11 protein-coding genes are annotated in these 12,928 nt (G+C 75.3%); 5 read left to right on the top strand and 6 right to left on the bottom strand.

Annotated elements, in window-relative coordinates; genetic code table 11:
• Positions 1-26: 26 nt before the first annotated feature.
• Complete coding sequence (locus tag AB0D08_RS23260) at positions 27-914, bottom strand: hypothetical protein (protein ID WP_359891243.1); 888 nt, start codon at positions 912-914, stop codon at positions 27-29.
• A gap of 207 nt (positions 915-1,121) precedes the next feature.
• Here AB0D08_RS23260 and AB0D08_RS23255 point away from each other — a divergent pair, with 207 nt between their 5' ends.
• From AB0D08_RS23255 to AB0D08_RS23235, 5 genes are all read left to right on the top strand, one after another.
• Entirely contained in the window at positions 1,122-1,370 is a 249-nt protein-coding gene (locus AB0D08_RS23255; protein ID WP_033818416.1) for an SHOCT domain-containing protein, read from the top strand.
• On the top strand, positions 1,367-2,218 hold the full coding sequence (locus AB0D08_RS23250; RefSeq protein WP_359891240.1) for an ABC transporter ATP-binding protein: 852 nt from the start codon (positions 1,367-1,369) through the stop codon (positions 2,216-2,218). Before AB0D08_RS23255 ends, AB0D08_RS23250 begins: the two co-directional genes overlap by 4 nt.
• Positions 2,215-4,779, top strand: a complete 2,565-nt coding sequence (locus AB0D08_RS23245) for an FtsX-like permease family protein (RefSeq protein WP_359891237.1) — start codon at positions 2,215-2,217, stop codon at positions 4,777-4,779. The genes AB0D08_RS23250 and AB0D08_RS23245 overlap by 4 nt, the downstream gene beginning before the upstream one ends.
• Before the next feature lie 125 nt (positions 4,780-4,904).
• Positions 4,905-6,011 (top strand): PLP-dependent cysteine synthase family protein, encoded by a 1,107-nt coding sequence (locus tag AB0D08_RS23240; protein ID WP_033821558.1) that lies wholly within the window; start codon positions 4,905-4,907, stop codon positions 6,009-6,011.
• A gap of 66 nt (positions 6,012-6,077) precedes the next feature.
• Positions 6,078-6,602, top strand: a complete 525-nt coding sequence (locus AB0D08_RS23235; RefSeq protein ID WP_033821559.1) for a GNAT family N-acetyltransferase — start codon at positions 6,078-6,080, stop codon at positions 6,600-6,602.
• A 20-nt stretch (positions 6,603-6,622) separates the two neighbouring features.
• On the opposite strand, the gene AB0D08_RS23230 is transcribed toward AB0D08_RS23235, so the two are convergent.
• The 5 genes from AB0D08_RS23230 to mscL form a co-directional block, all read right to left on the bottom strand.
• A complete protein-coding gene (locus tag AB0D08_RS23230) occupies positions 6,623-7,459 on the bottom strand; it encodes a DeoR/GlpR family DNA-binding transcription regulator (RefSeq protein ID WP_033821560.1) in 837 nt (278 codons plus the stop codon).
• A gap of 58 nt (positions 7,460-7,517) precedes the next feature.
• Positions 7,518-9,965, bottom strand: a complete 2,448-nt coding sequence (locus AB0D08_RS23225; protein WP_359891233.1) for a right-handed parallel beta-helix repeat-containing protein — start codon at positions 9,963-9,965, stop codon at positions 7,518-7,520.
• A 153-nt stretch (positions 9,966-10,118) separates the two neighbouring features.
• Positions 10,119-11,015 (bottom strand): MOSC N-terminal beta barrel domain-containing protein, encoded by an 897-nt coding sequence (locus AB0D08_RS23220; protein ID WP_033821563.1) that lies wholly within the window; start codon positions 11,013-11,015, stop codon positions 10,119-10,121.
• A 226-nt stretch (positions 11,016-11,241) separates the two neighbouring features.
• The gene (locus tag AB0D08_RS23215) at positions 11,242-11,919 is read right to left on the bottom strand and encodes a DUF6643 family protein (protein ID WP_051812865.1); all 678 of its coding nucleotides are present in this window, start codon (positions 11,917-11,919) and stop codon (positions 11,242-11,244) included.
• A 287-nt stretch (positions 11,920-12,206) separates the two neighbouring features.
• On the bottom strand, positions 12,207-12,650 hold the full coding sequence (mscL, locus tag AB0D08_RS23210; RefSeq protein WP_033821576.1) for a large conductance mechanosensitive channel protein MscL: 444 nt from the start codon (positions 12,648-12,650) through the stop codon (positions 12,207-12,209).
• Positions 12,651-12,928 lie beyond the last annotated feature (278 nt).

Raw genomic sequence — 12,928 nt, 5'->3', positions numbered from 1 at the left:
GGCCCCTCTCCGGAGGCGGGTGCGCGCTACACCGGCGTCCGGCGGCTCTCGGCGGCCACGGCGTCGGCGAGCCGCCGCAGGCCCTGCGGGTCGGCCTGGAGGAACAGGTTCGGCTCGATCAGCTCCAGCTCCATGACCAGCGGTTCGCGGTCCGCCCCGAGTGCCAGGTCCACCCGGGCGAACAGCAGTTCGCCGGCGGCCGGTACGGCCGCGAGCGCGGCGCGGGCGGTACGGAGCTCCGCCTCGGTCGGGTGGTACGCGGTGACGCCCGGGTGCGCGACGCGGTCGTTGTCGATGGTGTTGGGCTCGGTCAGCACCGGCCCCTTGCGGATCGCGTGGCTGAAGGCGCCCGCGACGAAGACCAGGGCCCGCTCGCCCTCGGCCACCAGCGGCAGGTACGGCTGGACCATCGCGGTACGGCCCTGGTCGAGCAGCATCCGGGCGTGCCGCACCGCGTCCGCCGCCCGGCCCGCCTCGTAGCGGGCGGTGTCGCGGGCCCCGGCGGAGACGGCGGGCTTGACCACCACGCCGTCGGGCCGGTCGAAGTCCGCCTCGTGGAGCGGGTCCCCGGGCTCCGCGAACCGGGTCGGCACGACCGGCACCCCGCGGGCGCCGAGGTCACGCAGGTAGCGCTTGTCGCTGTTCCAGCGCACCACCGGCGCCGGGTTCCACAGCCGGGTGACCCGGGCCGTCGCGTCGGCCCAGGCCAGGAACTCGTCGAGCCGCTCCGCGTAGTCCCAGGTGGACCGGACGACCGCCAGGTCGAACCGCTCCCACACGCCGGGGTCCGTGTCCCAGGGGACCGCCTCCGCGGCCGCCCCGCCGGCGCGCAGCGCGTCCACGATCAGCGGCAGGTCGGCGTCGTACGCGACGCCCACCTCGCTGGTGACGACGGCGATCCTGGCAGTGCCCATGCGGTCCTCCGGTAAGTGGCGGTCTGCGAACCACCCTATCCAGCCGGGTCGTGCAGGTGTTCGGCACGGCCCGGCGGGCCGGGTACTCCCGGGGGAGTAGCGCGGGAGCCGCTGCCGGGACGACGCGCCGGGGCCGGCCGCGGCGGGAGGCTCGAAGGGCCCGGGGAGCCCGGGCGGTGGCGAGAACCGACGAGGGAGATGGACCCGATGTACACCCTGCTTGCCGATGCCGACGGGCACTGGCCCGGCCCGTGGATCCTGCTGGTCCCGCTGTTCTGGCTGGCCGTCGTCGTGGTGGTGGTCACCCTTGCCCGCCGCGCCGGGTGGCGCCGCGGCTGCGGCGACGGACCGCTGGCCGCGCTCGGCCGCCGCTACGCCGACGGCGAGATCGACGCCGACGAGTACCGGGCCCGGCGGGCCGTCCTGACGGAGCACCACCGCGGCGGCGCCAAGTGACCACACCGCCCACGGCCGCCACCACGGCCGCCACCACGGCCGCGCCCGCCGCCCGGGTCATCGGGGCCGTCAAGGAGTACGGCTCCGCCGACACCCGGGTGCGGGCGCTGGACGGGGTGACGGTGGAGTTCCCGGCCGCCCGGTTCACCGCGATCATGGGGCCCTCGGGGTCCGGCAAGTCGACCCTGATGCACTGCGCGGCGGGCCTGGACACCCTCACCGAGGGCCGGGTCCACCTCGGCGGCACCGAGCTCGGGGCGCTGGACGACCGGCGCCTGACCCTGCTGCGCCGCGAGCGGATCGGCTTCGTCTTCCAGGCCTTCAACCTGGTCCCCACCCTCACCGTGCTGGAGAACATCACCCTGCCGCTCGACCTGGCCGGTGCCGCCCCCGACGGGCCGTGGCTGACCGAGCTGATCGAGGTGGTCGGCCTCGGCGACCGCCTGCGGCACCGTCCGAGCGAGCTGTCCGGCGGCCAGCAGCAGCGCGTCGCCGTCGCCCGGGCCCTGGCCGGGCGCCCGGAGGTGGTGTTCGCCGACGAGCCCACCGGCAACCTGGACTCCCGGGCCGGCGCCGAGGTGCTCGCCCTGCTGCGCCGCGCCGTCGACGCCATGGGCCGCACCGTGGTGATGGTCACCCACGACCCGGTCGCCGCCGGGTACGCCGACCTGGTGCTGTTCCTCGCGGACGGCCGCCTGGTCGACACCATGGACGCCCCGACCGCGGACCGGGTGCTCGACCGGATGAAGGACCTGGACCGCGGCACCGGCCGGGCCCGCACCCCGGACCGGGACCCGGCCACCGGAGCCGGCCCGGTGCCGGTCCACCACCGGGGAGCGGGCCGGTGAACGCCACCCGCAGGCTCGCGCTGCGTTCGCTGCGCGCGCACCGCCGCCGGCTGGCCGGCACCTTCCTCGCCGTCCTGCTCGGCGTCGCCTTCCTGGCCGGCACCATGGTGCTCGGCGACACCCTGCGCGCCAACTTCGACACCCTCTTCGCCGACGCCAACCGCGGCACCGACGCCGTGGTGCGCAGCGCCGACGTCCTGGACGCGCCCAACACCCCCGGCGGGGTCCGCGCCCCCGTCGACGCGGCGCTCGCCGACCGGCTGCGGGCGGTACCTGGCGTGGCGGCCGCCGAGCCGTCCGTCCAGGGCAGCGGACAGCTGGTCGGCAAGGACGGACGCCCGGTGGGCGGACAGGGGCCGCCCACCCTGGCGGGCAACTGGCTCACCGACGCCGGGCTGAACCCGTACCGGCTGGCCGAGGGCCGCGCCCCCGCCGCACCCGGCGAGGCCGTGCTCAACCGCGGCGCCGCCGCGGCCGGCGGCCTGCGGATCGGCGACACCGCGGTGCTGCGCACCCCGGACCCGGTCAGGATCACCGTCGTCGGCCTGGCCACCTTCGGCGCCGACGCCGACGGCATGGGCCCGAGCACCTTCACCGCGCTGACCCTGGCCGACGCCCAGCGGTACCTGACACCGAAGGGCACCGGCCAGGCGAGTGCGATCCGGCTCCGGGCCGACGGGCTGACGCAGGAACAGCTCGCCGAGCGGCTGCGCCCGGCGCTGCCCGCCGGGGTGGAGGTGGTGACCGGCCGGGCCGCGTCGCAGGAGAGCACCGAGCAGGTGTCGGGCCGGTTCCTGACCATGTTCACCACCCTGCTGCTGGTCTTCGCCGGGATCGCGCTGCTGGTGGCGACCTTCACCATCCACAACACCTTCGCCATCGTGGTCGCCCAGCGGACCAGGGAGAACGCCCTGCTGCGGGCGCTCGGTGCGAGCCGCCGGCAGGTGCTGGGCGCCACCCTGGGGGAGGCGCTCGCGGTCGGCGTGCTGGCCTCGGCGGCCGGGCTGCTCGGCGGTGTCGGCATGGCCACCGGGCTGAAGGCGCTGTTCTCGGCGCTCGGGTTCGCCCTGCCCACCGGCGGACTGGTGATCGGTGCGGCGGCCGTCGCCCTGCCGCTGGTGACCGGTACCGCCGTCACCGTCCTGTCCGCCCTGCTGCCGGCCGTCCGGGCCGCGCGGACGGCGCCGCTGGCCGCCCTGCGCGACACCGCGGTCGACGACGCCGCCACCGGGCGCCCGGCCCGGGTCCGGGCCTGGGCCGGGGCCGGGCTCACCGCCGCCGGCGTCACGCTGACCGTGCTCGGCGCGGTCCGCGGCCCGTCGGTGGCACTGACGGCGGTGGGGGCGGTGGCCACGCCTGCCGGCCTGGTGGTACTCGGCCCGGTGGCCGCGGCGCTCGCGGTCCGGGTGCTCGGCGCGCCGGTGGCCCGGCTGCGCGGGGTGAGCGGCGTGCTGGCCCGCCGCAACGCGGCCCGCAACCCGCGCCGGACGGCCGCCACCGCCACCGCGCTGATGGTGGGGGTCGCGGTGGTCACCCTGTTCACCGTGTTCGGCGCCTCGGTCCGGGCCACCCTGGACCGGCAGGTCGACCGCTCCTTCGCGGGCGACCTCGCGGTCACCGCGCCCGCGTTCGGGGCCGGCGGCAGCGGGGTGAGCCCCGCGCTGGCCGACGCGCTGGCCCGGCTGCCCGAGGTCCGGCAGGCGGTCGCGCTGGGCCGCGGGGTGGCCCGGATCGACGGCCACGGCCGGAGCCTGGACATCGCGGACCCGGCCCGGCTGGAGCAGGTGGTGCGGCTGGGCCGGGTGGACGGCTCGCTCGCCGCGCTCGGCGCCGACGGGCTGGCGGTCTCCCGGACGGAGGCGGCCGGCCACGGCTGGCAGGTCGGCTCCACCGTGGGCGTGACCTTCGCGGACGCCACCGAACGCTTCACCGTCCGGGCGCTGTTCGACGGCGGCGGGGTGGCCGGCGACTACCTGATGACCCCGCAGGCCTGGGCCCCGCACCGGGTCCAGGACAGCGCGGGCCTGGTCGCCGTCGCGCTGCGCCCCGGCGTCGCCCTCGCCGACGGCCGCGCCGCCGTGCAGCACACGGCGGACGGGTACGGCGGTCCGCGGGTGCAGACCAGGGACGAGTACGCGGCGAGCAACGCCGCCGGGGTCGACACCATGCTCTCGGTGGTCTACGCGCTGCTCGCGCTGGCGGTGCTGATCGCGCTGCTGGGCATCGCCAACACCCTGGGCCTGGCGGTGCACGAGCGGACCAGGGAACTCGGGCTGCTGCGCGCCGTCGGCCAGACCAGGGGCGGGCTGCGGGCGATGGTGCGCTGGGAGTCGGTGCTGGTGGCGGCGTTCGGGACGGTCGGCGGGCTGGGCCTCGGGGTCCTCCTCGGCTGGGCGCTGGTCCGGGCCTCGGACGCGGCCGGCACCGGGGCGTTCGCCGTCCCGCCGGCGCAGCTGACGGTGGTGCTGCTGGCCGGGCTGGTCGCGGGGGCGGCCGCGGGTCTGCGGCCGGCGGCCAGGGCGGCGCGGCTGGACGTGCTGCGCGCGGTCGCGGCGGAGTGAGCGGGCCCGGGCCCGGGCCCGGGATAAGCGGAAGCTGGATCCCTCCTTAATGTTACTTATCGTAGTTGATGGTTACACTACGTGGGAGTGACGCATGGGGCGGCAGAGGTGAGGGAGAGCGCGCGATGGTTGTCCAGACCACGGACGTGGACCGGTCCGACAGCGACTACCGGGCGTGGCTGAAGGAGGCGGTGCGCAAGGTCCAGGCCGACGCCAACCGCTCGGCCGACACCCACCTGCTGCGCTTCCCGCTGCCCGAGGAGTGGGGGATCGACCTCTACCTCAAGGACGAGTCCACCCACCCCACGGGCAGCCTCAAGCACCGGCTGGCCCGCTCGCTCTTCCTGTACGGGCTGTGCAACGGCTGGATCCGGCCCGGCAAGCCGGTGATCGAGGCCTCCAGCGGCTCGACGGCCGTCTCCGAGGCGTACTTCGCCAAGCTGATCGGTGTCCCGTTCGTCGCGGTGATGGCCCGCAGCACCAGCCGCGCCAAGATCGAACTGATCGAGTTCCACGGCGGCCGCTGTCACCTGGTCGACCGCCCCGCCGAGGTCTACGAGGTCTCCGCCCGGCTGGCCGAGGAGACCGGCGGGCACTACATGGACCAGTTCACCTACGCGGAACGGGCCACCGACTGGCGCGGCAACAACAACATCGCCGAGTCGATCTTCGCCCAGCTCCGGCTGGAGCCCCATCCCGAACCCGCCTGGATCGTCGCCACCGCGGGCACCGGCGGCACCTCCGCCACCATCGCCCGCTACGTGCACTACCAGCAGTTCGACACCCGGATCTGCGTCGCCGACCCGGAGAGCTCCTGCTTCTTCGACGGCTGGACCAAGTACGACCCCGACGCCACCTGCGCGACCGGCTCCCGGATCGAGGGGATCGGACGGCCGCGGATGGAGCCCAGCTTCGTGCCGGGCGCCGTCGACCGGATGATGAAGGTGCCGGACGCCGCGTCGATCGCCGCGATGCGGATGCTGGAGAAGGCGATCGACAAGAAGGCCGGCGCCTCCACCGGCACCGGACTGTGGAGCGCGCTGCGGATCGTCGCCGAGATGCGGGCGGCCGGCCGGACCGGCAGCGTCGTCACGCTGATCTGCGACCCGGGCGACCGCTACCTCGACAAGTACTACTCGGACGCGTGGCTGGCGGAGCAGGGCATCGAGATCGACCCCTACCTGGAGCTGATGGAACGGTTCCTGAACGGCGGCACGGACCAACTGGCCTGACGGCGCGAAGGGGTGGGTGCCGGACCGGCTGACAGCCGATCCGACGGTGTGGTAACCATCCCTGTTATGAACGATCTCCTGACCGAACGGCTGGCCATCCACCCACTGACCGCCGAGGAGGCCGAGCTGGTCGCCGCCGGCCGGCCCGGTCCCGGCACCAACTGGGCGCCGGACTACCCCGCCGAGGGCGAGCGGACCGGCGCCCGGATGTTCCTCCGGGCCTGCGCCGCCGTCGGCGACCCGCACCCCTTCGGCGGCTACGAGATCCGGCTGCGCGCCGACGGCCGGGCGATCGGCGGCATCGGCTTCCACGGCGCCCCCGACGAGGACGGCGCCGTCGCGATCGGCTACGGCCTCGCCGAGTCCGCCCGCGGCCGCGGCTACGCCCGTGAGGCCGTCCACGCCCTGCTCGGCCTCGCCCGGAGCCACGGCGTCACCGCGCTGCTCGGCGACACCACCCACGACAACCTGCCCTCGCAGCGCGTCATGCTGGCCGTCGGGATGGAACTGGTCGACGAGGACGAGGAGTTGAAGTACTACCGGCTGGCGCTCGGCGCGGCCGGCGAGCCCGGCCGGCCCCGGCACCCCTGAGGCTCGGGAACACCCGAGGCTCAGGACCCCTGCTCGTCCTCGTCCTCGGCCGGCTCCAGGCCGGCCAGGATCAGCTCCCGGACCTGCTCCCTGGCCGCCTCCACCGCGTCCGCCGGCAGCCCCGCGTCCGCCACCCAGGTGTCCACCTCGGCCAGTTCGGCGAAGCTGGACAGTCCGATCGTGCCCCACTTGGTGTGGTCCGCGACCAGCACCGTCCGGCGGGCCGAGGCGACGAAGGTCCGGTTGGTCTCCGCCTCCGCCAGGTTCGGCGTCGACAGCCCGGCCTGGGCGGACAGACCGTGCGTCCCCAGGAACAGCAGGTCGAAGTGGAGCGAGCGGATCGCCCGGTCCGCCACCGGACCCACCAGGGCGTCCGACGGCGTCCGCACCCCGCCGGTCAGCACCACCGTCGCCAGCTGGCGGCCCTGCTGGTGCTGCGCCCGGTCGAACACGTCGGCCACCCGCACCGAGTTGGTCACCACCGTCAACTGCTCGATCTCGGTGAGGTGGTGGGCCAGCGCGTAGGTGGTGGTGCCGCCGGAGAGGGCGATCGCGCTGCCCGGCAGCACCAGCCGGGCCGCCGCCCGGGCGATCTCCTCCTTGGCGGACAGCTCCAGCGCGGACTTGGCCTCGAACCCGGGCTCGTGGGTCCGGGCCGCCTCGGTCGGCACCGCGCCGCCGTGCACCTTCTCGATCACCCCGGCCCGCGCCAGCGCGTCCAGGTCACGGCGGATCGTCATGTCGGAGACGTTCAGCTGCCTGGTCAGCTCGTTGACCCGGACGCCGCCGCGCCGGCGCACCTCGTCCAGGATCATCGCCCGGCGCTGCTCGGCGAGCAGGTTGCTGCTGTCGGCCACGTGGTCACCCCTCCGCATCGTTGCGCCCTCATCCTCCCACGCCGACACGCCCCCGGGATCAGCCCGGAAGATCGGCGGGGACCAGCAGTTGCAACTCCTCGGTCGACGGGTCGGCCAGCTGCGCGACCCGCATCGCGTGGCGCTCCACCATGGTCTCGAAGACCTGCCGGGCGGTGCGGCCGTTGCCGAACCCCGGCCCGCGGTCGATCCCGGCGAAGTGGTCCAGCAGCGCGCCCGCGGTGGCCTCCGCCATCTCGTACTCGTGCTCGGCGCACTGCGCGCGGGCGATCTCCAGCAACTCCGCGGCGCTGTAGTCGGGGAAGGTCACGGTGCGGGAGAACCGCGAGGACAGGCCGGGGTTGGCGGCCAGGAACCGCTCCATCTCGGCCGTGTACCCGGCGACGATCACCACCGCCTCGTCCCGGTGGTCCTCCATCAGCTTCACCAGGGTGTCGATCGCCTCCCGGCCGAAGTCCCGGCCGCCGTCCGGCGGTGCCAGCGCGTACGCCTCGTCGATGAACAGCACCCCGCCCCTGGCCTGTTCGAACGCGGCCTGGGTGCGGATCGCCGTCGACCCGATGTGCTCGCCCACCAGGTCCACCCGGGCCACCTCGACCAGGTGGCCGCGCCGCAGCACCCCGAGCGAGGCCAGGATCTCGCCGTACAGCCGGGCCACCGTGGTCTTGCCGGTGCCCGGGGCGCCGGTGAAGACCAGGTGCCGGCGCGGCGAGGGCGCCTTCAGCCCGGCGCGCTCCCGGCGGCGGCCGACCGAGATCAGGTCGACCAGGGTGCGGACCTCCTGCTTCACGGTGGCCAGCCCCACCAGCGCGTCCAGCTCCGCCAGCGCCTCCTCGGCCGGCCGGCAGTCCGGGATCGGTGAGATCAGCGCGGGCGCCGGGACGGTGGGCCCGGCGGCCGCCGCGATGGCCGGCAGCCGCACCGGCGCCCCGGCGGCGGGCCCCGCGGGCGCAGCGGTGAGCGACGGTGGCGGCGCCAGGGCCCGGGGCGGGGGCAGCAGCTCCAGCGGCGGCGGGGGTGCCACGTCGTCGGAGACGCACGCCTCGGCGACCGGCCCCGGCTCCGAGAACTCGAAGCCCGCCCGGCCGTTGTGCTCCGCCCGGCACCGGGTCAGCCGGGTGCGGCAGCCGTCGATGATGTGGAAGCCGAAGCCCTTGCCGTGCGAGACCCGGCACTCCTCGAAACTGCCGAGGCCCTGCGCGGAGACGTACACCCCGGCGTCGCTGCTGCCGCGCACGGTGCAGCCGCGCAGCACCGGATCGGCGCCCTTGGTGACGATCACGCCGGTCGAGACGTCGGCGATCTCGCAGTCCGTCAGCCGGCCGCCGCTGCTGTGGTCGCGGAACCACAGGCCGGTGCCGGCCCGCTGGATCCGGCAGGCCGTCAGTTCCACGGTGGCGCCGCCGCTGACCGACACCGCGGAGCTGCGGATCGAGCTGAACGAGCAGTTCTCGGCGCTCGCCGTGGAACCCCGGTCCAGCACGAACAGCGCGTCGGGCAGGTCCCGCAGGGTGCAGTCCGACAGCTCGACCCGGGCGCCGTCGCTCACCCACAGCGCGGGGTAGTCGCCGGTGGCCGAGTGGATCTCGGTACCGCTGGCCTGCGCGTGGGTGCCGGAGTCCCAGACCGACAGCGCGCCGCGGCCGAAGGAGTGCACGGTGCAGCGGTGCAGGCCGAGCCGTGAGCGGCCGCGCAGGTCGGCGGCGTTCTCCGGCAGGTCGTGCAACCGGCAGCCGGTGAGCCGGAGTTCGGCGTCGGTGTCCAGGGTCAGGCCGTTCCCGGTGACCCGGTGGACCGTGCAGTCGGTCAGCCGGCCGACCGCGCCGGACTCCGCCTGCACCCCGCTGCCGCGCACCTCGTACAGCTCGCAGCCGGTCAGGTCGGCCGTCGAGCCGCGGTCGGCGAGCAGCAGGGCGGCGCCGGAGGCGTGGTGGATCCTGGTCCGCTCCAGCTGGGCGGTGGAGCCGCCGAGCACCGCCAGCCCGGCCTGGCCCGCCTCGATGAGCTCGCAGTCCTCCAGCCGGGCGCGGGCCTCGCCGCGCAGCCGTACACCCAGGCCCGCCGGGTTGGCGACGGTGCAGCCGCGCAGGGTGGCCGCCGCCCCGGCGGCGACCTCGACGCCGACCGCCGAGCGGGCCTCCACCCGGCAGCCGGTCAGCTCCGCGTCGGCGGCCGCACCGGTGACCAGCACGGCGGGCGCCGCCGTGTCGGACGCCTCGACCACCACGCCGTGGACGGCCGCGGCGGCCGTCACGGTCAGCGGCACGCCCGAGGAGGGCACCAGCCGGACGGTGCCCGGCCCGTCCGCGGCGAGCAGGGTGACCGCCTTGTCGAGCACGACCGTCTCGCGGAAGGTGCCGGGCCGCAGGGTGAGCGTGTCACCGGGCTCCGCGGCGGCCAGGGCTTCGCCCAGCGTCTCGTACTCCCCGGCGCGGCGGCGCCAGCGGGAGCCGCTGTCCTGCGTGACCCGGACCCTGTGCTCAGCCATGACGGTCTGTCGTCCCCACCTTCGTCGAGGCCTGCGTGCCGCCCCACCGTAGCGTGCTCCGCCCGCCGGGCCCGGCCGCTCACCGGTTCAACGAGCGAGCGGGTGCGCGGTTCCGGACAGCGGACCGGTGCTCGGTGTCCGCACCGCCCGGGCTCAGTCGTCCTCGGTGTGGCCGCCGTGCTCGAGGACCGTGAGGCCGTCGCCGAGCCGGACGGTGCCGAGGTGGTCGCCGTCCACGCCGGCGGGGCGCTCCGGGACCAGCTGCACGCCGAAGATCAGTTTCTGGCCGATCCGGTGGTGGCGGCCGAGCGCCCGCAGCGGTTCGGGACCGCGTCGCACGCCGGTCTCCTGGTCGGTGGTGGTGACCACGCAACGGGCGCACAGCTTGGCCACCCGGAAGGAGACCTCGCCGATCCGGATCCGCCGCCAGGTCTCCTCCTCCCAGGCCGCGGTCCCGTCGATCACCAGGTTGGGCCGGAACCGCTCCATCGGCAGCGCCGCGCCCTTCATTGGGTCGTCCGGGTGGTCGGCGGCGATCCGCCGGTTCAGCTCGGCCAGTGAGGCGGTGGTGGTGAGCAGGAACGGGAAGCCGTCGGCCATGCTGACCGTCTCGCCGGGCAGCGCGTACTTCGGCTTGATGGCGCGGCTGGTGTCCGGGCGGTCGAGGTGGACCAGCCGCAGGTGGTCGCCGAGCCGTTCGCCGAACCAGAGCTGGGCCTCCTTGGCGGCCTCGGCGGCGCCGAAGACGGTCCCGAAGATCTCCACGTCGGCCGGCGGGGCGCCGTGCGCGGTGCGGGGGGCGGCGATCTCGGTGCTGACCCCGTCGGGGTCGGTCATCACCAGGCCGCCGCCGGCCGCGGGGACCGCGCGGAAGCGGGCCAGGCCGGGGAGGTCGCGCTGGGTGACCGCGCGGCCCTGCTCGTCGACCAGCATCCAGCGGCGGTCGCCGGCCAGGCCCCAGGGCTCGACCGGGGCGCTGCGCGGGCTCAGCCGGTAGGTGGACTTCACGGGGTACAGGTGGAGACCGGTCAGCTGCGGCATGGCCCCCATCCTGCCAGTCGCGGTGGCGGCCCGGAACCGCGGCCGCCGGGGTGGGAGGTGTGCGACCGGCCGGTGCGGCCGGGATCCCGTCCGTGCACCCGGGACGGGCCGGCCCGGGTGTGCGAGGGCCGCCCGCGCTCCGCGATGCTCGCGGTGCACGGGCGGCCCCCGAGGTCGACCCTGCGCCCTGCTCCCGGCCCCCGCCGCCCTCGTCCGGCGGGGGTCAGGGCCGGGCTCAGCCGGCCTGGGGGTACTGCGGGTACTGCGGCTGGCCGTACTGCTGCGGCGCCGGGCGGACCGGGGCGACCGGCGCGGCGGGCCGCAGCTGGTTGCCGCCGAAGCTCTGGTCGCCGAAGCTCTGCTGCTGCGGGGCCTGGGCGAAGGTGTTCTGACCACCGAAGCTCTGACCGCCGCCGAAGCCCTGGCCGCCGAAGGTGTTCTGGCCGCCGAAGCTCTGCCCGCCCACGCCCTGCGGGGCCTGGGCGAAGGTGTTCTGGCCGCCGAAGCTCTGGCCGCCCTGGCTCTGGTAGCCGCCCTGGTACGCCGGCGGGGCCTGCTGGAAGCCGGGCGCCGAGGCGTAGCCGGTCATCGGGGCCTGCGGCGCCGGGTACACCGCCGGGGTGGCCTGGACCGGGATGTGAGTGGTCATCGGGCCACTGCTCGGGCCGGGGCCGAGCGCGAGGCGGGCCGGCGGCAGCGCGGGCAGATTGCTCGCCGGGCTGTCGAACGAGGGGGCGTAGCTGCTCTGGTACGAGGAGCCGTAGCCGGTGGCCGGGGGCAGCGCCGCCGGCACGTTGATGGGCGCGATCTGCGGGACGCCACGTTCCGCGACAAGGCTGTCGTAGATGGGCGTGCCGGAGCCGAAGGACGGAGAGGGGTAGCCGACTCCGTCGTAGGAGCGGGGCGAGGTCATGGGGCATACCGTAAGCCCACAATGTGCCTGCTGAGGAGAGTGGAAGGCAGGGGAGTTCAACTGTTTACACAGTCTTCGCTCGAACAAACGGCTCGAAAGTGGGAAGATCCGACATTTCGGCACCCGATTTCGGCCACTCGAGGTTTCTGACGGGTAGTCGAACGCTAATCGAACGGCCCATGGCGGGTGCCGGTCCGCCGGACGCCGCCCGGCGGCCCGGACCGGTCCGCCGGGCAGGCCTGCGCGGCCGTCGGCCCAGGCCGCCGGCCGGACGGGGAGATCCCAGGTCAGCGGCTCTGCAGCGGCTGCGCCGGCAGCCCGCGGTGGCCGGTGAGCTCACTGGTGCAGAACGAGCAGCGGGAGGCGGCGGCCGGAATGCTGCTGAGGCACTCCGGGCAGTCGGTCTTCGCCACCGGGACGGTCCGCACCGGGTTGAACCGGTCCTGCAGCTTGCCGACCGGCACCACCACCGCGAAGTAGATCACCGCGGCCACCAGCACGAACCCGATCAGGGCGTTCAGGAACGCGCCGTACGGGAAGGTGGTCCCGGCGACCGCGAAGGACTCCTTGGAGAAGTCGCCGACCGCGCCGGTGGCGACCCCGATCAGCGGGGTGAGGAACGCCGTCACGAACCCGGTGACGACGGCCGTGAAGGCCGCGCCGATGACGATGCCGACCGCGAGGTCGACGACGTTCCCGCGCAGCAGGAAGCTGCGGAAGCCCTTGAACACCGAGTGCTCCAAATCGTACGGGGGCAGGCCTCCTGGCGGCCTGCCGCAGACCCGGGCCGTCCCGGCCCGGCGCGCCATCCTCCCGATACAACAGGCTTACGGTCCAACCGAGTTCACCTGATTCGGCTAAGCGCCGAACCGGCGTTCGCGGCTCGAAGACGCGTGCCGCCGGGCGCACCGGCGCCCCGCGGCACCGGCCCCGCGGGGGCAGTGTGCCGCGGCCCGCCGACGCTCCGCATTCGGCCGGGCCATCAGCACCGCCCCCGCCGCCCGGCGGG

It is taken from the genome of Kitasatospora sp. NPDC048540 (genome assembly GCF_040651175.1).
GTDB lineage: Bacteria > Actinomycetota > Actinomycetes > Streptomycetales > Streptomycetaceae > Kitasatospora.
Note: the sequence above shows the minus strand (reverse complement) of the source record. Positions and strands in the feature narration are given on the sequence as shown.